The sequence below is a fragment of the Streptomyces fractus genome (genome assembly GCF_049844455.1).
GTDB classification, from domain to species: domain Bacteria; phylum Actinomycetota; class Actinomycetes; order Streptomycetales; family Streptomycetaceae; genus Streptomyces; species Streptomyces fractus.
In genome coordinates this window covers 8099594-8119914 of sequence record NZ_JBMYHI010000002.1, presented here as the reverse complement: position 1 = coordinate 8119914, position 20321 = coordinate 8099594, and the positions used below count along the sequence as shown (strand labels likewise).

General features: G+C 71.3%; 22 protein-coding genes and 1 pseudogene. 9 read left to right on the top strand and 14 right to left on the bottom strand.

The window, feature by feature from the left end:
- The first annotated feature begins 207 nt into the window (after positions 1–207).
- Positions 208–636 carry an anti-sigma factor antagonist gene (locus tag ACP4E5_RS38925; RefSeq protein WP_425837613.1) on the top strand — a complete coding sequence of 143 codons (429 nt, stop codon included), beginning with the start codon at positions 208–210 and terminating at the stop codon, positions 634–636.
- 57 nt (positions 637–693) lie between these two features.
- Here the strand turns inward: ACP4E5_RS38925 and ACP4E5_RS38920 are convergent, their stop codons facing one another.
- The gene (locus tag ACP4E5_RS38920; protein ID WP_425837610.1) at positions 694–1656 is read right to left on the bottom strand and encodes an ROK family protein; all 963 of its coding nucleotides are present in this window, start codon (positions 1654–1656) and stop codon (positions 694–696) included.
- A gap of 105 nt (positions 1657–1761) precedes the next feature.
- Here ACP4E5_RS38920 and ACP4E5_RS38915 point away from each other — a divergent pair, with 105 nt between their 5' ends.
- Positions 1762–2844 (top strand): LacI family DNA-binding transcriptional regulator, encoded by a 1083-nt coding sequence (locus tag ACP4E5_RS38915; protein ID WP_425837608.1) that lies wholly within the window; start codon positions 1762–1764, stop codon positions 2842–2844.
- Between the two features lie 26 nt (positions 2845–2870).
- Here ACP4E5_RS38915 and ACP4E5_RS38910 read toward each other — a convergent pair.
- The 6 genes and pseudogenes from ACP4E5_RS38910 to ACP4E5_RS38885 form a co-directional block, all read right to left on the bottom strand.
- A pseudogene (locus tag ACP4E5_RS38910) lies at positions 2871–3351 on the bottom strand (NUDIX hydrolase).
- 90 nt (positions 3352–3441) lie between these two features.
- Entirely contained in the window at positions 3442–4740 is a 1299-nt protein-coding gene (locus ACP4E5_RS38905; protein ID WP_425837605.1) for a DUF6986 family protein, read from the bottom strand.
- 195 nt (positions 4741–4935) lie between these two features.
- Positions 4936–5898, bottom strand: coding sequence for an electron transfer flavoprotein subunit alpha/FixB family protein (locus ACP4E5_RS38900; protein WP_425837602.1), 963 nt, complete (start codon positions 5896–5898; stop codon positions 4936–4938).
- 61 nt (positions 5899–5959) lie between these two features.
- Entirely contained in the window at positions 5960–6748 is a 789-nt protein-coding gene (locus ACP4E5_RS38895; protein ID WP_425837599.1) for an electron transfer flavoprotein subunit beta/FixA family protein, read from the bottom strand.
- A gap of 260 nt (positions 6749–7008) precedes the next feature.
- Positions 7009–7515, bottom strand: coding sequence for a flavin reductase family protein (locus tag ACP4E5_RS38890; protein ID WP_425837596.1), 507 nt, complete (start codon positions 7513–7515; stop codon positions 7009–7011).
- Positions 7516–7750: 235 nt separating this feature from the next.
- A complete protein-coding gene (locus ACP4E5_RS38885) occupies positions 7751–8071 on the bottom strand; it encodes a TlpA family protein disulfide reductase (protein ID WP_425837593.1) in 321 nt (106 codons plus the stop codon).
- 186 nt (positions 8072–8257) lie between these two features.
- Between ACP4E5_RS38885 and ACP4E5_RS38880 the strand changes: the two genes are divergently transcribed.
- The gene (locus ACP4E5_RS38880) at positions 8258–8986 is read left to right on the top strand and encodes a lysophospholipid acyltransferase family protein (protein WP_425837590.1); all 729 of its coding nucleotides are present in this window, start codon (positions 8258–8260) and stop codon (positions 8984–8986) included.
- A 1-nt stretch (position 8987) separates the two neighbouring features.
- On the opposite strand, the gene ACP4E5_RS38875 is transcribed toward ACP4E5_RS38880, so the two are convergent.
- The 6 genes from ACP4E5_RS38875 to ACP4E5_RS38850 all read right to left on the bottom strand — a co-directional run bounded on the left by ACP4E5_RS38875 (position 8988) and on the right by ACP4E5_RS38850 (position 15304).
- Positions 8988–9587, bottom strand: coding sequence for a transglutaminase domain-containing protein (locus ACP4E5_RS38875; protein ID WP_425837587.1), 600 nt, complete (start codon positions 9585–9587; stop codon positions 8988–8990).
- Between the two features lie 78 nt (positions 9588–9665).
- A complete protein-coding gene (locus tag ACP4E5_RS38870) occupies positions 9666–10736 on the bottom strand; it encodes a threonine aldolase family protein (protein WP_425837584.1) in 1071 nt (356 codons plus the stop codon).
- Positions 10733–11494: an SDR family NAD(P)-dependent oxidoreductase gene (locus ACP4E5_RS38865; protein WP_425837581.1), complete on the bottom strand. Its 762-nt coding sequence runs from the start codon at positions 11492–11494 to the stop codon at positions 10733–10735. Before ACP4E5_RS38865 ends, ACP4E5_RS38870 begins: the two co-directional genes overlap by 4 nt.
- Positions 11495–11526: 32 nt before the next feature.
- Positions 11527–12936, bottom strand: a complete 1410-nt coding sequence (locus tag ACP4E5_RS38860) for a DUF6421 family protein (RefSeq protein WP_425837578.1) — start codon at positions 12934–12936, stop codon at positions 11527–11529.
- A gap of 81 nt (positions 12937–13017) precedes the next feature.
- A complete protein-coding gene (locus ACP4E5_RS38855; RefSeq protein WP_425837575.1) occupies positions 13018–14022 on the bottom strand; it encodes an alpha/beta hydrolase in 1005 nt (334 codons plus the stop codon).
- Between the two features lie 142 nt (positions 14023–14164).
- Positions 14165–15304 (bottom strand): LLM class flavin-dependent oxidoreductase, encoded by a 1140-nt coding sequence (locus ACP4E5_RS38850; protein ID WP_425837572.1) that lies wholly within the window; start codon positions 15302–15304, stop codon positions 14165–14167.
- A gap of 148 nt (positions 15305–15452) precedes the next feature.
- Here ACP4E5_RS38850 and ACP4E5_RS38845 point away from each other — a divergent pair, with 148 nt between their 5' ends.
- The 4 genes from ACP4E5_RS38845 to ACP4E5_RS38830 all read left to right on the top strand — a co-directional run bounded on the left by ACP4E5_RS38845 (position 15453) and on the right by ACP4E5_RS38830 (position 17572).
- A complete protein-coding gene (locus ACP4E5_RS38845) occupies positions 15453–15980 on the top strand; it encodes a nitrobindin family protein (protein ID WP_425837570.1) in 528 nt (175 codons plus the stop codon).
- A gap of 40 nt (positions 15981–16020) precedes the next feature.
- A complete protein-coding gene (locus ACP4E5_RS38840) occupies positions 16021–16623 on the top strand; it encodes a PadR family transcriptional regulator (protein ID WP_425837567.1) in 603 nt (200 codons plus the stop codon).
- A 77-nt stretch (positions 16624–16700) separates the two neighbouring features.
- Entirely contained in the window at positions 16701–16826 is a 126-nt protein-coding gene (locus ACP4E5_RS38835; protein WP_425837564.1) for a hypothetical protein, read from the top strand.
- Positions 16827–16888: 62 nt separating this feature from the next.
- On the top strand, positions 16889–17572 hold the full coding sequence (locus tag ACP4E5_RS38830; RefSeq protein WP_425837561.1) for a glycerophosphodiester phosphodiesterase: 684 nt from the start codon (positions 16889–16891) through the stop codon (positions 17570–17572).
- A gap of 3 nt (positions 17573–17575) precedes the next feature.
- Here the strand turns inward: ACP4E5_RS38830 and ACP4E5_RS38825 are convergent, their stop codons facing one another.
- Positions 17576–18109, bottom strand: coding sequence for a GNAT family N-acetyltransferase (locus ACP4E5_RS38825; RefSeq protein WP_425837559.1), 534 nt, complete (start codon positions 18107–18109; stop codon positions 17576–17578).
- Positions 18110–18188: 79 nt separating this feature from the next.
- Between ACP4E5_RS38825 and ACP4E5_RS38820 the strand changes: the two genes are divergently transcribed.
- Both ACP4E5_RS38820 and ACP4E5_RS38815 read left to right on the top strand, forming a co-directional pair.
- Positions 18189–18581: a VOC family protein gene (locus ACP4E5_RS38820; protein WP_425837556.1), complete on the top strand. Its 393-nt coding sequence runs from the start codon at positions 18189–18191 to the stop codon at positions 18579–18581.
- Positions 18582–18850: 269 nt separating this feature from the next.
- Positions 18851–20281 (top strand): NAD(P)/FAD-dependent oxidoreductase, encoded by a 1431-nt coding sequence (locus ACP4E5_RS38815; protein ID WP_425837553.1) that lies wholly within the window; start codon positions 18851–18853, stop codon positions 20279–20281.
- Positions 20282–20321: the final 40 nt, after the last annotated feature.

The window sequence follows — 20321 nt, the reverse complement described above, 5'->3', positions numbered from 1 at the left end:
CCAAAGCGGAACAACCCTGAACCGTCAAGTGATTTCGCGGTTATTCACCCCTTCAAGTGACGTAAGCCGCTCGGGAATCGTTACGCCACCACAGCGAGGGAACCCTCCCACTAGCGTGATCGACCAGTCACCCCGGACCCCGGTGACCTCGTTCCGCCCGCCCGGTACCGGTTCGGACCCGGCCGGGCTCGCGACCCGGGGGGCCAGATGCTACAGAGCGGGCAACACGACTGCGCTTACGGCACTTTCGGCGCCGTCGACATATCGTCCGCGCCCGAGGACGACATCCCCACGCCTCGGCTGCGCACTGTCGGAGACTGCGTCGTGGTCGAACTCACCGGCGAGATCGACATCCAGGCATTCCACCGGCTCTCCCCGCTCCTCGACTCGGTGGCCGCCAGGTCCTACCGCGTGGTGGTCGTCGACCTGACCGGCACCACGTTCTTCGACTGCTCCGGCCTGAGGCTCCTGGAACGCGCCGCGGACAGGGCCCGCCGGCACGACGGCCGCGTCACCGTGGTCTGCCGCCACCGCCTCACCCTCCGCCTCATCGCACTGGGTGGCCTGACGGAACTGCTGGCGCCGGCCTGGACGGTGGACGAGGCCGTACGCCGGGACCGGCAACTGCCCGGGTAGTGACCGACGCAGCTGCCCGGACAGCGACCGACGGCATGCCCGCCGGGACGCACCACCTCAAACCGCCTGGCGGCGCACCCCGTTCACGCCAGAACCCACGCGCAGCGCCGCTGCCGCCGCGCCCACGAGACCGGCATCCGTGCCCGTCGACGCCGGGGCCACCGTGAGGTCCTGCACGAAGGACAGCGTGGCGTAGTCCCGCAGCGCGCGGCGCAGCGGCGTGAACAGGACGTCACCGGCCTTCGCCACGCCACCGCCGATCACCGCGATGTCGATCTCCACGAGCGTCGCAGTCGCCGCGATGCCCGCCGCGAGGGCCTGCGCCGCGCGCTCGAAGGAGGCGATCGCCACCGGGTCACCGGCGCGGGCCGCCCGGGCCACCGCGGCGGCGGTGGCGTCCCCGTCGGCCCCCGGCCGCCAGCCCTCGGCCAGGGCGCGGCGGGCGATGTTGGGACCGCTGGCGATGCGCTCGACGCAGCCGCGCGCGCCGCACGGGCAGGGATCGCCGTCGAGGTCGACGCTGATGTGGCCGATGTGCCCGGCGTTGCCCGTCGGGCCGGGGTGCAGTTCGCCGCCCAGGATCAGTCCGCCGCCGACACCGGTCGACACGACCATGCACAGTGCGTTGTCGTGGCCCTGGGCCGCGCCCTGCCAGTGCTCGGCGGCCGTGATCGCCACGCCGTCGCCGATCAGCTCGACGGGCAGCTCACCGGTGACCGCGCGGACTCGGTCGACCAGCGGAAACCCGCGCCAGCCCGGCACGTTGACCGGACTGACCGTGCCCCGCGAGCGGTCCACGGGCCCGGCGCTGCCGATGCCCACGGCGCGTACCCGCGGCCACAGGTCGGAGGCGGTCAGCTCGCCGAGCACCTCCGCCACCGCGCCCATCACCGTCTCGCCGTCCTCCTGCGCGAGGGTCGGCCGCTGCGCTCGCAGAAGGAGGTGGCCCCGGTCGTCCACAAGGGCACCGGCGATCTTGGTGCCGCCGATGTCGAGCGCGGCGACGAGGTCCATGTGCATCAGTGTCTGTTCCCCCGGAAAGGCAGGTCGGATGGGCGGCTGTTAGTCGACAGCCGATCAGTGGTGGACAGTCTCTCCCGCATCTGACAACGTTGTCCAGGCCCTATGCTCGACGCCACACGCCGGGACGACAGGACAGGACAGCGCACAGTGGACCGTACCGCCCGCCGCACCGAGAACCGCTACGGCAACCGACCGACGATGAAGGACGTCGCCGCGCGGGCCGGGGTCGGCCTCAAGACGGTCTCCCGCGTGGTCAACGCGGAGCCGGGTGTCACCGAAGACACCGAGCGCCGCGTACAGGAGGCGATCGCCGCACTCGGCTTCCGGCGCAACGACAGCGCGCGCGTCCTGCGCAAGGGGCGTACGGCGAGCATCGGACTCGTCCTGGAGGATCTGGCCGACCCGTTCTACGGGCCGCTCAGCCGCGCCGTCGAGGAGGTCGCGCGGGCGCACGGGGCGCTGCTGATCAACGGGTCGAGCGCCGAGGACCCGGAGCGGGAGCAGGAGTTGGTGCTGGCGCTGTGCGCGCGGCGTGTGGACGGGCTCGTCGTGATCCCCGCGGGCGTCGACCACCAGTATCTGGAGCCGGAGATCGCGGCCGGTGTCGCGACGGTCTTCGTGGACCGGCCCGCCGGGAAGATCGACGCGGACGTGGTCCTCTCCGACAACTTCGGCGGCGCGCGCGACGGCGTCGCCCACCTCATCGCCCAGGGTCACCGCCGGATCGGCTTCATCGGTGACCAGCCCCGCATCCACACGGCGGTCGAGCGCCTGCGCGGGTACCGGGGGGCCATGGAGCAGGCCGGGCTCGCCGTCGACGACCGGTGGGTGTCGCTCGGTGCGACCGAGCCGGAGCGGGTGCGGCGCGCGGCCGAGGACATGCTCGCGGGCCCCGATCCGGTCACGGCGATCTTCTCGGGCAACAACCGGGTGACCGTCACCGTGGTCCGCGTGCTGGCCGAGCGCGAGCGTCCCGTCGCCCTCGTGGGCTTCGACGACATCGAGCTGGGCGACCTGCTGAAGCCGGGGGTGACGGTGGTGTCGCAGGACGCGGCGCAACTGGGCCGCACGGCGGCGGACCGTCTCTTCCTGCAACTCGACGGGGCGGCGCTGCCGCCCGAGCGGATAGAGCTGACGACGCGCCTGATCCAGCGCGGCTCGGGCGAACTGCCGCCCGCGGTCTGAGCGGACGGCGGGCGGGGTCGGCCGTCTCAGTGCTCGACCAGTCCGCCCACCGGCACCAGTGCGACGTGGCCGCTCGCCGGAGTGGTCGCGGCCACAGCGAGCCCGATGTCGAGCAGCGAGCAGCGAGCAGCGGGCGAGGTCCGCGACGTCGGCGAGCGGCGTCCAGGCCGACTCGGCCGTGTCGCCGTTGGGTTCGGGCCGCAGCGTTCCACCGGTGATCCGGACCGCATAGAAGACGCCGACGTTGTGCAGCGGGGGCGATCCGGGCACGCGGCCCTCCGCCGCGGGCACCACCCGCGCGTCCACGCCCACCAGCCGCTCCACCTCGCCCGTCAGGCCGGTCTCCTCGGCGACCTCGCGGACCACCGCGTCGACGGGGTCCTCCGCGTCCTCGACGCGCCCGCCGGGCAGCGTCCAGGTCCGCTCCCCGCAGGGCTTGACGGCGTGCGCCAGCAGCACCCGACCGTCCTCGATGCACACGGCGTAGGCCGCCAGCCGCAGATCCATTCCGGGAGCCTAGGCGCACGTGGGTGCCGAACGCACCGCTGCCCTCCCCCGGCCGTCCCCGGGGAAGGGCAGCGACGAACTGTGGGCGTCCTACTCGGCCGTGGCCGTCAGGTCGCCGCGGCGCGGGGCCGAGTAGCCCTCCAGGTCGGCGCGGGTGAGGCCGGAGCGGCGGGCGACCTCGGCGATGTCGAGGGCGCCGCAGTCGAGGCCGCGCAGCAGGTAGCCGGCGAGGGCCTTCGCGGTGGCGGGCTCGTCGGCGATGTCGCCCTCGGCCTGGTTGGCGTAGGCGGACAGGCGCGCGGCGGCGGCCTCGAAGCCCTCGCGGTAGAACGCGAAGACGGCGGCGTAGCGCGTCGGGATGTGGCCCGGGTGCATGTCCCAGCCCTGGTAGTAGGCGCGGGCAAGCGCACGCCGGGTGAGGCCGAAGTGCAGGCGCCAGGCGTCGTGGACCTTGGCGGTGGAACCGACGGGCAGCACGTTCGTCGAGCCGTCCGATACGCGTACGCCCGTGCCGGCGGCGGCGACCTGCATGACGGCCTTCGCGTAGTCGGCGGCCGGGTGGTCGCTGGCCTGGTACGCGGCGGAGACGCCGAGGCAGGCGCTGTAGTCGAAGGTGCCGTAGTGGAGGCCGGTCGCGCGGCCCTCCGCCGCCTCGATCATGCGGGCCACCGTGGCGGTGCCGTCGCCGCCGAGGATGGACTGACTCGTCTCGATCTGGATCTCGAAGCCGATCCGGCCGGGCTCCAGGCCGTGCTGCTTCTCGAAGGCCTCCAGGATCCGCACCATGGCGGTGACCTGCTCCGGGTACGTGACCTTGGGCAGGGTGAGCACGAGGCCCTCGGGCAGGCCACCGTGCTCCATGAGGCCCGTGAGGAAGATGTCGAGGGTGCGGATGGCGCGGTCGCGGACCGCCTCCTCCATGCACTTCATGCGGATGCCCATGTACGGGGCGGCCGTGCCGTTGGCGTAGGCCTCGGCGATGACGCGGGCGGCGCGCGCGGCGGTCTCGTCCTCGTCGGCGTCGGAGGCGGGCCGGTAGCCGTCCTCGAAGTCGACCCGCAGGTCCTCGATGGGCTCGCGCTCCAGCTTCGCGCGTACGCGGGTGTAGACGGGCTCGGCGAGGTCGTCGCTCAGGCCGAGGGCTGCGGCGAAGGAGGCGGCGTCCGGGGCGTGCTCGTCGAGCTGCGCGAGCGCCTTGTCGCCCCAGGTGCGGATCGTCTCGGCGTTGAAGGCGTCACCGGGGACGTAGACCGTGTGGACGGGCTGACGGGTGCCGGGGTCTCCCGGGTAGCGGCGGGCGAGCTCCGCGTCGACCGGGGCGAGTGAGGCGCTGATGCTCTCGCTGACCGCGCCCGCGAGGCTCGTCGACACCTTCTCCTGCTGACCCATTCGTGCACTCTCCGTATGCTCGATGTTTCCACTTCACGGAATCAACAATCCGTATAGCGAAGTTAACCGTCGGCGTGATCGGCGTCAATGGGCCATTTACGTCGCCTCGTCATGTCGCTCCGTCATGTCGTCCCGTCACGCGGACGGGGCCGCGCGGTGCGAACACCACGCGGCTCCGTCGACACCGGAACTGTCTCAGCCCTTGCGGGTCTTGACCTCTTCGGTCAGGGCGGGGACGACGTCGAAGAGATCGCCGACGACGCCGTAGTCGACGAGGTCGAAGATCGGCGCCTCGGCGTCCTTGTTGATCGCCACGATCGTCTTCGAGGTCTGCATACCCGCACGGTGCTGGATCGCGCCCGAGATACCGGAGGCGATGTACAGCTGCGGCGACACGGACTTGCCGGTCTGGCCGACCTGGTTGGAGTGCGGGTACCAACCGGCGTCGACGGCGGCGCGCGAGGCGCCGACGGCCGCACCCAGGGAGTCGGCGAGCGCCTCGATGACCGAGAAGTTCTCGGCACCGTTGACACCGCGGCCACCGGAGACCACGATCGCGGCCTCCGTCAGGTCCGGACGCCCCGACGACTCACGGGCGGTGCGCGAGGTCACCTTCGTGCCCGTCGCCTGCTCCGAGAACGACACGGACAGGGCCTCGACCGTACCGGCGGCCGGAGCCGGCTCCACCGCGGCGGAGTTGGGCTTGACCGTGATGACCGGCGTGCCCTTCGACACCGTCGACTTGGTCGTGTACGAGGCGGCGAACACCGACTGCGTGGCGACCGGACCCGCGTCACCGGCCTCCAGGTCGACGGCGTCGGTGATGATGCCGGAACCGATCCGCAGCGCCAGACGCGCGGCGATCTCCTTGCCCTCCGCGGACGACGGCACCAGCACCGCGGCCGGCGACACCGCGTCGTAGGCGGCCTGCAGCGCGTCGACCTTCGGCACGACCAGGTAGTCGGCGTACTCGCCGGCCTCGTGCGTGAGCACCTTCACCGCACCGTGCTCGGCCAGCGCGGCGGCGGTGTCACCGGCGCCGCTGCCCAGCGCGACGGCGACCGGGTCACCGATCCGGCGGGCCAGCGTCAGCAGCTCCAGGGTGGGCTTGCGGACGGCACCGTCCACGTGGTCGACAAAGACCAGAACTTCAGCCATGGGACTTCAATCTCCTGCAATCACAAAGAACTTGGGCGGTTTACGCTGGGACGGCCGAAGCTCAGATGAACTTCTGGCCCGCGAGGAACTCGGCGAGCTGCTTGCCGCCCTCGCCCTCGTCCTTGACGATCGTGCCCGCGGTCCGCGCCGGACGCTCATCGGCGGACGCCACCTTCGTCCAGGCACCCTCCAGACCCACCTGCTCGGCCTCGATGTCCAGGTCGTCCAGGTCCCACGCCTCGACCGGCTTCTTCTTCGCCGCCATGATCCCCTTGAACGAGGGGTAGCGGGCCTCACCGGACTGGTCCGTCACCGAGACGACGGCCGGGAGCTGCGCCTCCAGCTGCTCGGACGCGGTGTCACCGTCACGACGGCCCTTGACGACACCGTCCTCGACGGCGACCTCGGACAGCAGCGTCACCTGCGGCACACCCAGACGCTCGGCGACCAGCGCCGGCACGATGCCCGCGGTGCCGTCCGTGGACGCCATACCGGACACGACCAGGTCGAAGCCGGCCTTCTCGATCGCCTTCGCCAGCACCAGCGAGGTGCCGATCGCGTCCGTGCCGTGCAGGTCGTCGTCCTCCACGTGGATCGCCTTGTCCGCACCCATCGACAACGCCTTGCGCAGCGCGTCCTTGGCGTCCTCCGGGCCCACGGTCAGGACCGTGATCTCCACGTCGTCATCGGAGTTCTCCGAGATCTGCAGCGCCTGCTCCACCGCATACTCGTCCAGCTCCGACAGCAGACCATCGACATCGTCACGGTCCAAGGTCAGGTCATCGGCGAAACCCCGGTCGCCCGTGGCGTCCGGCACGTACTTCACGGTGACAACGATCCTCAAGCTCACGCCGGCTCTCCTACTGCAATCGTCTTTATCTGGGCGGCTGTCTTGCTGCCAGCTGCACTGGCCAGACGCCTTGCTGTACTGCTACGGCTGAAAACGCCTACTCGCAGGCAGCATATGCGCCTTGTGCGGACTCTTCCGGTCGGGGCGGCCCGCGCTCCGAACAAAAGGTTACTCGCCAGTACACCCAGGTTATGCCCACTAAGCAAGCGCTTTGAACTGTGACCTTGCCAACGCTGCGTAACCGGATGGTCCGGGAACTCTCAGTCGCGCAGCCCGTTGAAGCGGCCCTGGTGGTACAGCAGCGGTCGGCCGGCGCCCGCCGGGTCGCCGCAGAGCGCCTCCGCGAGCACGATCTGGTGGTCGCCCGCGGGCACCCGCGCGATGACCTTGCAGACGAGCCAGGCGAGCACGCCGTCGAGGATCGGCACGCCCTGCGGCCCCTCGTACCAGCGGGTGGGCTCCCCGAAGCGGTCGGCGCCGCTCTTCGCGAACGTCGCGGCGAGGTCGGCCTGCTGCTCGCCGAGTATGTGCACGCCCACGTGTTCGGCCTCGGCGACGGTCGGCCAGCTCGACGAGCCGACACCGATGCCGAACGAGACGACAGGCGGCCTCGCGGAGACCGAGGTGAGGGAGGTGGCGGTGAAGCCGACGGGTGCGGCGCCGGGCGCGGTGACCACCGCCACACCGGCCGCGTGCTGACGGAAGACGGAGCGGAACAGGTCGGGCGTCGCTGCCTGGGCGGTGCGCAGGTCGGGCGTGGCCGTCATGGAGTTGTCCTTCTGGCAGGAGGGTTCGAGCAAGGGCCGGGCTGCGTCAGACACGCGGACAGCGGGCGCTCGAACATCGCGCCAGGTCCACGTGGACCCGCTCGACGAGAAGGAGTTCCGGGGGCATACGGTCACCCTGACGATACGTGGCGCGTGCAGTCAAGTGCGTTCCGTCATCTGGGAGATGCGTCACGCGGCACTCCCGACCCTCCTCGCCCCTCCTCACCCCTACGCCTCAGACGGCCTCGCCCAGCGCCGCGATGACGTCCACCTTGCGCGGCTGCCCCGACGCCCTGCGCACCTCGCGTCCGCGCGCGTCCAGGACGAGCACGGTCGGCGTCTTGAGGACGCCCGCGTCGCGTACGAGATCGAGGCGGGCCTCGGCGTCGATCTCCACGTGGGACACGCCGGGCACCATCGCGGCGACCTCGTCGAGGACCCGGCGGGTGGCCCGGCAGGGGGCGCAGAACGCGCTGGAGAACTGCACGAGCGTCGCCCGCTCCCCCAGCTCCTCGCCCAACTGCGCGGCGTCCCACGTCTGTTCACCGACCGTCACCCTGTTCCTCCTTCATTTCGCCGCTTTCCGTGCAGCGATTTCCGGCCGTTCGCGTATTCCCGGCACGTGACAAGGATCTCGTACGACGCTGGAACCAGGACTGGCCACCCGGCCGTTGATGGGGCACCATCTGCGCAAGCCGGAAAACCTACGGCCGCGTAACTTACTGAAGGGCCAACCCCCTCCATGGCAGAGCTCGTCTACCCTCCGGTCATCGGCGCCGCCCGCACGATGTTCAAGGCGCTCGACCTGAAGATCGACTGCAAGGGCTCGGAGAACATTCCGCGTACCGGCGGAGCAGTCCTGGTCAGCAATCACATCAGCTACCTGGACTTCATCTTCGACGGCCTGGCGGCCCTGCCGCAGAAGCGTCTCGTCCGCTTCATGGCCAAGGAGTCGGTCTTCCGGCACAAGATCTCCGGCCCGCTGATGCGCGGCATGAAGCACATCCCGGTGGACCGCTCCCAGGGCGAGCACGCGTACCAGCACGCGCTGCGGTCGCTGCGCTCGGGCGAGATCATCGGCGTCTTCCCGGAAGCGACGATCTCCGAGTCCTTCACGCTCAAGAGCTTCAAGACGGGCGCCGTGCGCCTGGCCCAGGAGGCCGGGGTCCCGCTGATCCCGATGGCACTGTGGGGCACCCAGCGACTGTGGACCAAGGGCCGTCCGAAGAACTTCAAGCGGCAGCACATCCCCATCACGGTCCGCGTCGGCGAGGCCATGGACGCGCCGTCCGACCAGTACGCGGGAGCGATCACGCGTCGGCTGCGGACGCGCATGCAGGAGCTGCTCGAGGCCGCGCAGCGCGCCTACCCGGTGCGCCCCAAGGGTCCGGACGACACGTGGTGGATGCCGGCGCACCTGGGCGGCACCGCCCCGACCCCGGAAGAGGTCAAGGCCGCCGAGGCCGGCTGAGTCACGCCGGGAGCGCGTCCGGGAGGTGCTCCCAGAGATAGGGGCGGTCCGGCGCGCGGCGCAGCGCGTCGAGCACCGCCGGGTGCGGCGCGTCGTGGAGCGCCGGGTAGTCCGCCTCCCCGGCCTCCGGGTCGGGTGTCCACGCCAGCCGCTCCCCGTTCAGGGAGAATTGGGCGTCGACGCCCGGCTTGTTCCCCCGGCAGTCCTGCCGATGCCACGCGCCACGGAGCCGTACGGCCACCAGGCCGTGCAGGCACCAGCCCGTGCCCGCGTCGTGCGTCAGCCGCTGGTAGCAGAGCGCCGTGGGGATGTCCTCGGCGCGCAGCAGCGCCGCGAGCGCGTGCGCCTTCGCGTGGCAGATTCCGGTGCCCTTCTCCAGGACGTCCGACGCCCGCCAGGTGACGCGCAGGTCCCCGCTGTCGGCGGAGTGCGGGATGGTGTCCCGGACGAATTCGTAGGCCGCCCGAGCGTATGCATATGAATCGTCGACATCGCGCGCGAGGCGCGCCGCCACCTCCCGGACGAGCGGGTGCTGGTGGTCGATAACGTCGTCGGCCGCCAAATACGCGGACAGATCAGGGTTCTGCTGGATCAGCTGCATGACACGCGAGCATAGAAACGCGGCCGACCGCCCGTCAATGGATTTACGGTCGACCGCATAACTATGCGGTTCTGGTGGCTAGCGTGCCATCTCCTCCTTGAGGGCCGCCACGAAGGAGTCGATGTCCTCCTCGCGGGTGTCGAAGGCGCACATCCAGCGCACGTCGCCGGCCGCCTCGTCCCAGAAGTAGAAGCGGTACTTCTTCATCAGGCGCTCGGACACGTCGTGCGGGAGGCGGGCGAAGACGCCGTTGGCCTGCACCGGGTAGAGGATCTCGACGCCGTCGACGGCGCGGGCGCCCTCGGCGAGGCGCTGGGCCATCTCGTTCGCGTGCCGGGCGTTGCGCAGCCACAGGTCCTTGGCGAACAGCGCCTCCAACTGCACGGAGATGAAGCGCATCTTGGAGTGCAGCTGCATGGACAGCTTGCGCAGGTGCTTCATGTGGCGCACGCGGTCCTGATTGAGGACGACGACGGCCTCGCCGAACAGCGCGCCGTTCTTGGTGCCGCCGAGCGACAGGATGTCGACGCCGACCGCGTTCGTGAACGTCCGCATGGGGACGTCGAGCGACGCGGCGGCGTTGGATATCCGGGAGCCGTCGAGGTGCACCGTCATGCCGTGCCCGTGGGCGTGCTCGCAGATCGCGCGGATCTCGTCGGGCGTGTAGAGCGTGCCCAGTTCGGTGGACTGCGTGATCGAGACGACCTGCGGCATCGCCCGGTGCTCGTCGTCCCAGCCGTAGGCCTGCTGGTCGATCAGCTCGGGGGTGAGCTTGCCGTCCGGGGTCGGCACGGTGAGCAGCTTCAGGCCGCCCATCCGCTCGGGGGCGCCGCCCTCGTCGACGTGGATGTGCGCGGACTCGGCGCAGATCACGGCGCCCCAGCGGTCGGTGACCGCCTGGAGCGCGACGACGTTGGCGCCGGTGCCGTTGAACACCGGGAACGCCTCGGCGGTCGGGCCGAAGTGGCTGCGGATGACCGTCTGGAGATGGTCCGTGTACTCGTCTCCGCCGTACGCGACCTGGTGCCCGCCGTTGGCGAGGGCGAGCGCCGCCATCACCTCGGGGTGGCCTCCCGCGTAGTTGTCGCTGGCGAACCCCTGCGTGGTGGGGTCGTGATGCCGGCGAGCATCGGTCTTCGGCGGATTCACGACTTCTCGGTCAGCCACAGACGGGTCCCGTTCAGTTCGGCGGCGGGCCGCTCCCAGACACCGGAGATGGTCTCGGCCAGCTCCGTGACGTCCGTGAAGCCCGCGAACTTCGCGTTGGGGCGTTCGGCGCGCATCGCGTCGTGCACCAGCGCCTTGACCACCAGGATCGCAGCCGCCTGCTGCGGGCCCGCGTCACCCCCCGCCTTGCGGAAGGAGTCGCCGAGCGCGAGCGTCCAGGCCTCGGCGGCGGCCTTGGAGGCGGCGTATGCGGCGTTGCCCGCGGTCGGCTTGGAGGCGCCCGCCGCGCTGATGAGCAGGTAGCGGCCGCGGTCGCTGCGCAACAGGCCGTCGTAGAACGCGAGGGAGGTGTGCTGCACCGTGCGGATCAGGAGCTTTTCGAGCAGGTCCCAGTCGGCGAGGTCGGTGTCGGCGAAGGTGGCGCCGCCGCGCCAGCCGCCCACCAGGTGCACGAGGCCGTCGACACGGCCGAAGTCCTTCTCGATGCGTCCGGCCCAGTCGCGGGTGGCGTGCAGGTCGAGCAGGTCGACGTTGTCGCCGATGACGGTGGCGCCGCCGTGCGCGTAGCGCGCCTCGTCGACGGCCGCCACCAGCCGCTCCGCGTCCGCGTCGGCCCCGATGACGGTGGCGCCCGCCTCCGCGAGCCGCTTGAGGGTGGCCTTGCCGGCCGGGCCCGCGGCTCCGGCGACCGCGATCACCGCACCGTCCAGCGTGTCCCTGGTCCCGTTGGTGTCGCTCATGACAGTCGCCTCCTGCTGCTGTTCCCGGTGGCTCACGCGGCCACCCGCTCGACGCTCTCCGCGGTGATCCCCTTCGTGGAGGCGATCACAGTCTTCAGCTTCTTCGAAAGCGCCTCATAAAACATGCTGAGCGGAAACTCGTCGGGAAGCACCTCGTCCACGAGCTTGCGCGGCGGCAGGGACGTGTCCAGGGCGTCGGGGCCCTTCGCCCAGCGGGAGCCGGGGTGCGGGGACAGGTACGTGGACACCAGGTCGTACGCGGCGAACCAGTGCACCAGCTTCGGGCGGTCGATGCCGTCCCGGTACAGCTTCTCGATCTCGCCGCACAGCTGGTTGGTCACCTCGGGGGCGCGCCGCCAGTCGATGTGCAGCTTGTTGTCCGTCCAGCGCACGACATCGTGCTTGTGCAGGTACGCGAAGAGGAGCTGGCCGCCGAGGCCGTCGTAATTGCGGACGCGCTCGCCGGTGACCGGGAAGCGGAACATGCGGTCGAAGAGCACGGCGTACTGGACGTCGCGGCCCTGCGGGACGCCGTCGGCCTCCAGCTTCACGGCCTCCTTGAAGGCGGTGAGGTCGCAGCGCAGCTCTTCGAGGCCGTACATCCAGAACGGCTGGCGCTGCTTGATCATGAACGGGTCGAAGGGCAGGTCGCCGTGGCTGTGCGTGCGGTCGTGGACCATGTCCCACAGGACGAACGCCTGCTGGCAGCGGTCCTGGTCGGCGACCATCTCCTCGATGTCCTTGGGCAGTTCGACGCCGAGGATGTCGACGGCGGCCTCGGTGACGCGGCGGAAGCGGGCCGCCTCGCGGTCGCAGAAGATGCCGCCCCAGGAGAAACGCTCGGGTGCCTCGCGCACGGCGATCGTCTCGGGGAAGAGCACCGCCGAGTTCGTGTCGTACCCGGAGGTGAAGTCCTCGAAAGTGATGCCGCAGAACAGCGGGTTGTCGTAGCGCGTCGCCTCCAGCTCGGCGAGCCAGTCCGGCCACACCATGCGCAGCACGACGGCTTCCAGATTGCGGTCCGGGTTGCCGTTCTGCGTGTACATCGGGAAGAGCACCAGGTGCTGGAGGCCGTCCCGGCGCTGCGCGGCGGGCTGGAAGGCGAGCAGCGAGTCCAGGAAGTCCGGGACCTCGAAGCCGCCGTCCGCCCAGCGGCGCAGGTCGCGCACGAGCGCCTCGTGGTACGCGGCGTCGTGCGGCAGCAGCGGAGCGAGCTCCTCGACCTCTGCGACGATCCGGCCCACGATCCGCTCGGCGTCGGCCTTCGCCGGGGCGCCGTCGGCCTCGAAGTCGACCGACCCGTCCTTGCTCTGCAGCGGCCGGAACTCCTCCACGGCATCCTTGAGCAAGCGCCAGGCCGGGTGGTCCACCACCCTGGGCCCGGCCATCTGGACCGGAGAATCCGTCCCCTCCGCGCCGACCTGCACAAGAATTTCCGTCATGCCCCAACCTCCACGGGAGAACCTCGCGTAGGAACACCGTATGCGCGCGAGGTTCTCGACCACAAGAGGAGTCTCGGGAAATTATCCTGCGTTACCCCCTTGATCACCGCCGTTTTTCCTGTGACGGGCGGTAACGGCAATCACCTCTGCCGCGCCGGCCAAGGCCTGCCGGGAGTCCTCGAGGAGTTCGGGGAAGCCGAAGAATCCGTGGAACATCTGCGGGAAGTGGGCCTCCGTGACCGCGACGCCCGCGTCGCGCAGTGCCTTGCCGTACGCCCGTCCCTCGTCGCACAGCGGGTCGCAGCCGGCGGTGACGATGTGCGCGGCGGGCAGTCCGGCGAGGTCCTCGGCGAGCAGCGGCGACACGTGGGGGTGGGCGGGGTCGCCGTCCGCGCCCAGGTACTGCTCGCGGAACCAGCCGCAGTGGGCGGCGGTGAGGAAGTAGCCCTCGGCGTTGGCGTCGAAGGAGCCGGACTTCTGGCGGGCGTCGGTGGCCGGGTAGACGAGGACCTGGCGCGCGATGGCCGGGCCGTCCTCGTCACGCGCGATCTGCGCGACGACCGCGGCGAGGTTCCCGCCCGCGCTGTCGCCCGCCACCGTCAACGCCCCCGGATCGGCCCCGAGTTCGCGCGCGTGGTCGGCGACCCAGCACACGGCCGCGTAGGCGTCCTCGACGGCGGCCGGGAACGGGGCCTCGGGCGCGAGCCGGTAGTCGACCGATACGACGACGGCGCCCGCGTCGCGGCACAGGGCGCGGGCGGTGTGGTCGTGGCTGTCGAGGTCGCAGATGACCCAGCCGCCGCCGTGGAAGAAGACCACGACGGGGCGGGGGCCCGGCGCCGAATCCGGCTCCGGCAGGTACACGCGCACGGGTATCGCGGGCGCTCCCGGCGGCCCGGGTATCTCGCGGTCCTCGACGGCCCCCACGACGGGCGCGGGGAACGGCGAATCGGGGGCGGCGGCGAGGATCCTGCGGGCCTCCGCGGCGTCGGTGACGGCTCCCCCGAGGTCGGGGAACGCGGCGGCGATGGCGTCGACGAGGGGCCGGGCCTCGGGTGCGAGGCGGTCGACCGGGTTGGTGGGCATGGGCGGCTCCTTGGTATCGGTGGTGGCTGCCAACCGGGTGGGCGGGGCCGTGGGGTCCGCCCACCCGGGGTGACGTCTCGGGGCTCTGCCCCGGACCCCGCTCCTCAATCGCCGGAGGGGCTTGATTTGTCCCCGGAGGGGCTTAGTTGGCCACGGAAAGGCTCGATTCGCGGAAGTGCGGGATCACCTTCTCGCCCCACTGCCGCAGCGTCTCCATGCACGCCTCCTGCGGCACCGTGCCCATCTGGATCAAGCACATGATCTCGTCGGCGCCCGCGTCGCGGAGGCGCTCCACGTAGGCGATGGCGTCGTCGGCCGTGCCGTACGCGTGGTCGGCGTTGAAGGTGGCCGTGGCGGTGGGGCGGACCGGGATGTGGTGTTCGTTGAGGCGGGCGACGACCTGCTCGGCGGCCCGGCGCATCTCCTCCGCCTCGTCCGCGCCCTCCACGACGGCCTCGTCGGGGATGCCCGCGCCGCCGTACCAGTGCCCGATGGACTGCGCGAAGAAGCGCTGGCCGCGGATGCCGATGCTGCGAGCCGTCTCCCGGTCGTCGAGCACGATCGTCGGGCAGAGCACGGAGAAGTGGTCGTTGACGACGGAGGAGACGTGGCGCTCCGGGGTGCGGGCCGCGATCGCCGCGTCGTAGACGCCGCGCATGTCGGCGATCGCCTCCGGGCCCGCGAAACCCATCACCAGGGCGCCGACGCCGAGTTCGGCGGCCTGGCGCAGCGTCTCCGTGCGGCTGCACGCGAGGAACAGCGGCGGGTGCGGGGTCTGCGCCGGGCGGGGCAGGATCGGGTGCGGGTCGATGTCGAGGAGCGGACCGTGGTGCTCCAACTCGTCCTTCTCCCACGCCTTCCCGATGATCCGCAGCGCCTCCTCGACCTCCTGCGTGGTCCGCTCCTTGTCGACCCCGCACAGCGACGTCTCCTGCGTGGTGCCGCCGCGACCCGCCCCGAGGTCGAGCCGCCCGCCGGACAACAGGTCGAGCATCGCGGCACGTTCGGCCACGCGCGCGGGGTGGTTGAAGTTGAACGGCATGCACACCACGCCGTGCCCGACGCGGATGCGGGAGGTCCGCGCCGCGACCCAGGTCAGGAAGATCTCCGGCGCGGACATGTGCGCGTACCACTTGAGGGAGTGGTGCTCGACCGCCCAGATCCGGTCGAAGCCCATCTCCTCGGCGAACACGGCCTGTTCGACGCTGTCGCGCAGCAACTGGTGCTCGCGTTCCACGGTGGGGTCGGCGAGCTGTGCCTCGAAGATGACGCTGAACTTCACGGTTCCCTCCCGGGGGCCGAACGGAGTGCCATATGACTAATAGCTATATGACGGCCCGTCAGAGAAGGGAAGAGGCACGACGCTCCGCACAGCCGGTCCGGACACGCTCTACGCTTCCCCGGTAACCCCCTAGCCCCAGGAGCCACCCGTGTTCGACCCCGCGCCCGCGCCCGCGTACCCGTACGGCGAGACCCCCGAGCCGCACCCGCTGCTCGCGCCCGTCCTCGGCCTCCTCGGCGACTGGCACGGCCGGGGCCGGGGCGAATACCCCACCCTGGACAGCGACTTCACGTACGCGCAGGAGGTCACGTTCAGCCACGACGGCCGGCCCTTCCTGCGGTACGAGGCGCGGGCCTGGCTGATCGACGGGGATGACGCCCCCGTGCGGCCCGCCGCGCGCGAGAGCGGCTGGTGGCGGATTCAGCCCGAGGGCCGCGTCGAGGCGCTGATCACGCAGCCCACGGGGATCGCGGAGGTCATGGTCGGCGCCGCCACCGGCGGCACGGTCGAGCTGGCCACGCACTCCGTGGGCCTCACGCCGACCGCCAAGCAGGTCGACGCGACGGGGCGCCGCTACACCCTCAACGACGACGGCACCCTCACCTTCACCCACGACCTCGCGGCCGTCGGCCGGCCGCTCCAGCACCACCTCTCGGCACAGCTGCGCCGGCGGTAGGTCTTGCGCCCGTGACCTCGGCTGGCTTCAATGCGGAGCCATGCCGACCACGCAGCTGCCGCCGACCGCCTGGGCCGTGCTCGGGCTGCTGTCCTTCCCGCCCGGCGAGCGGACCGGGTACGAGCTGAAGAAGTGGGCGGACGCGTCGCTGCGCTTCTTCTACGGCTCCCCCGCCTTCAGCCAGATCTACGCCGAGCTGCGCAGGCTGGAGGGGCTCGGCTACGCCACGTCCAGGCGCTCGGGCCCGGAGGAGCCGCGCACCAAGCGCACGTACGCCATCACGCGCGCGGGCAGGGACGCGCTCGCCGCGTGGGCGGCCGGCGACCGGGACACGGCGGCCGTGTCGCTGCGGCACCCGGTGCTGCTGCGCGTATGGCTGGGGCATCTCGCCGCCCCGGGACGCCTGCGCACCCTGGTCGAGGAGCATATAGCGCGCACCGAGGGCGAGTTGAAGGAGGTGCGGGACGCGCTCGCGCGGGCGGAGGGCGTGGAGGCGTGGGCGCATCCGCAGATCGCGCTGCGTTGGAGCGAGCGGCACCTCGCGGCCGAAGTCGAGCTCGCGCGCGGCATGTTGGCGGACCTGGACGCGCTGCCCTCCGCCCCCGATGTCAACGTGGACGGGGACGCGCCCACCACCGGGTGAGCGAACTCGCGCCGAGGGTGACCCGCCCGGTAGGACGGGCCGAAGCCCTGTCCGCACCGCCCGGAGGCGCATCCGCCATGAGTACCCGTGCCGTCCTCGTCGCCGCCGTGATCACCGGATTGATCCTCGGGGTCGTGGGCGGCAGAACCCACGACTCCGGTGCATCGCGCAGGCACGGTTCCCTGACGCGGACGGCCCGTTAGTGTACGAGTCTGTCGCGTCCGCGCGGCAGCATCGAGCCGCAGTCGACGGAGGCGAGACGACCTTGAACTTCCTCACCATCGGACATCGCGGAGCCATGGGTGTCGAACCCGAGAACACCCTGAGGTCCTTCGTCGCCGCCGAGCGCGGGGGGCTCGACATCATCGAGCTCGACCTGCACCTGAGCAAGGACGGCGCGCTCATCGTCATGCACGACGCCGACGTCGACCGGACCACGGACGGCCACGGGCCGATCGCCGAGAAGACCCTCGCGGAGATCCGCGGCCTCGACGCCGGGCGCGGCGAGCGCGTGCCGGTCTTCGAGGAGGTGCTCGACGCCGTCAACGCCCCGCTGCACGCCGAGATCAAGGACACGGCGGCGGCGCGGGCCCTCGCCGACGTGATGCTGCGCCGCGACCTGGTGCACCGGGTCGAGGTGATCTCGTTCCACGACGAGGCGATCGCCGAGATCGCCCGGCTCGTGCCGGGCGTGCGCACGGCGCTCGTCGCGAGCCGCTACGGCACCGGCGTCGTCGAGCGGGCCGTCACCGCGGGGGCCACGACGCTGGTGCTCAACATCCGGCGGCTCACGCAGGAGATCGTCGAGCACGCCCGCAAGGCGGACCTGCGGATCATCGGCTGGGTCGTGAACACCCAGGACGATCTGCGGCTCGTACGGGCCCTCGGCCTCGACGGCGCGACGACGGACTACCCGGAGATCAAACGCACGGGCCGCTTCACGGCCTGACGGCTAGACCAGCGGCTTGACCAGCAGCTCGAACCTGAGGTCGTCGCGCTGCGGGATGCCGAAGCGCTCGTCGCCGTACGGGAAGGGGCTGAACCGTCCCGTACGGCGATAGCCGCGGCGCTCGTACCAGGCGATGAGTTCCTCGCGGGCGTCGATCACCGTCATGTGCATCTCGCCGACGCCCCACGTCTCGCGGGCCCTGCGCTCGGCCTCCGCGATGATCGTCTTGCCGAGGCCCGCGCCCTGCTGGGCGGGGCTGACCGCGAACATGCCGAAGTAGGCGTGCTCCCCGCGGTGCTCCAGCTGGCAGCAGGCGACGACCTCGCCGTCCCGCTCCACCGTGAGCAGCCGGCTGTCGGGGTCCTCGATGACCTCGAGCACGCCCTGCGGGTCGGTCCGCTGCCCCTCAAGGATGTCCGCCTCCGTGGTCCAGCCGGTCCGGCTGGAGTCCCCTCGGTAGGCCGACTCGACGAGGGCGACGAGCACGTCGACGTCCTCGGGCCCGGCGTCACGGAAGACGAGGTCGACGGTGGTCATGTGAGGGCCTCCAGATTGAGGGACGACGGGCGTGCGGGCCGCCGTCGAGATTAACGCGAGCGCACTACGCTCCGTCGGCATGGTTCACGTACTGAGCAGCAGGGTCCTGATCCGGCCGACCGACCCCGAGCGGTCGCGGGTGTTCTACGGGGAGGCGCTGGGCCTCGCGGTGTACCGGGAGTTCGGCACCGGGCCCGAGCGGGGCACCGTGTACTTCCTGGGCGGCGGATTCCTTGAACTGGCGGGCCGCTCCGCTGAGCCCGTGGTGCCGAGCCTCAAGCTGTGGATGCAGGTGGCGGACGTGCACGCGGCCCACGAGGAGCTGGCCGGGCGGGGCGTCACGGTGGTCCGCGAGCCGGTCAAGGAGCCGTGGGGCCTCATCGAAATGTGGATCACGGACCCGGACGGCCACGAGATCGTCCTCGTCGAGGTGCCGCAGGAGCATCCGATCCGGTACCGGCCGGGGATCTGAGGCCGGGGACACTCACGCCCCGCCGGCGTGCCCCGGCCGTCGCTCGAACGGTCTAGGCCGGGTTGGGTGCGGGGAGTCGTGGTCGGCGCCACGGGGCTCCGGCCCGGACCCCGCTGCTCAATCGCCGCAGGGGCCTTAAGTGAGCGTGCGGGGGACCGTCGCGGGACGCAGGATGGCGTGAGTTCGGGATTCGGGTGTGCCGAATCCGGATACGCAGGGATCGACGACGCCCCACCGGTCCCACGCAGCCCACCCCAGGAGAGATCCGAATGACCACTCCGCGGAACACCAGCGCTTCCCGTACGTCGAACGTCCCCCGGATCCTGATCATCGGCGCGGGATTCGCCGGGATGGAGTGCGCGCACAAGCTGGAGAAGGAGCTGAAGCCCGGAGAGGCGGTGCTGCGGCTCATCAGCCCCACCGCGCACCAGCTGTATCTGCCACTGCTGCCGCACGTGGCCTCCGGCGTTCTCACCCCGCAGTCCGTGGCGGTGCCGCTGCGCAGGATGCTGCGGCGCACCTCGATCGTGCCGGGCGGCGCGATCGGCGTCGACCCGCAGGCGAAGGCCGTCGTCGTACGGAAGATAAACGGCGAGGTCAGCGTCGAGCACTACGACTACCTGGTGCTGACGCCGGGCAGCGTGACGCGCCAGTTCGACATCCCGGGCCTGGACAAGTACGCGGTCGGCGTGAAGACGCTCGGCGAGGCGGCCTGGATCCGCGACCACGTGATCACGCAGCTGGACCTGGCGGCGGCCAGCTCCGACCCGGCCGAGCGCGAGGCGCGGCTCCAGTTCGTCGTGGTCGGCGGCGGTTACGCGGGCACGGAGACGGCCGCGTATCTGCAACGGCTCACGACCGCGGCGGTCAAGCGCTACCCCGGGCTCGACCCGGCGCTCATCAAGTGGCACCTGGTCGATGTCGCGCCCAAGCTCATGCCGGAGCTGGGCGAGCGGCTCGGCGACAAGGCGATGGACATCCTGGAGCGGCGCGGCCTGCACGTCTCGCTGGGGGTGTCGGTGGCGAGCGTCACCGAGGACACGGTGACGCTGACCGACGGGCGCGAGCTGCCCTGCCACACGCTGATCTGGACGGCCGGTGTCGCGCCGAGCCCGCTCGTGGCGACCCTCGGGGCGGAGACCAACCGCGGCCGGCTCGTGGTGACGCCCGAGCTGACCGTGCCCGGGCTCGACGGGGTGTTCGCGCTCGGCGACGCGGCGGCCGTGCCCGACCTCGTCAAGGGCGGCGACGCGATGTGCCCGCCGACCGCGCAGCACGCGATGCGGCAGGGCTGGGCGGCGGCCCGCAACATCCTCGCCTCGGTGCGCGGCACCCCGCTGGCGCCCTACCGCCACAAGGACCTCGGCCTCGTCGTCGACCTGGGCGGCATCCAGGCGGTGTCGAAGCCGCTGGGCATCCAGCTGACGGGGCTGCCGGCGCAGGTCGTGGCGCGCGGCTACCACTTGGGTGCGCTGCGCACCCTGACGGCACGGTTCCGTACGGCGGCCAACTGGGGCCTCAACGCGGTCGCCGGCGACGACTTCGTGCGCACCGGCTTCCAGCGGCACCGCCCCGCGACGCTCCGGGACTTCGAGATGACCGACGCCTACCTCTCCCCCGAGGAGCTGCACGAGGTGGTGTCGGCGCAGGTCGACGGCCGTTCGATGGCGCCCGAGAAGCCGGAGCTCCCGATCACCTGACCGACCGTCCGCGGGCACGGCGCCGCCACCCGGCGCCGTG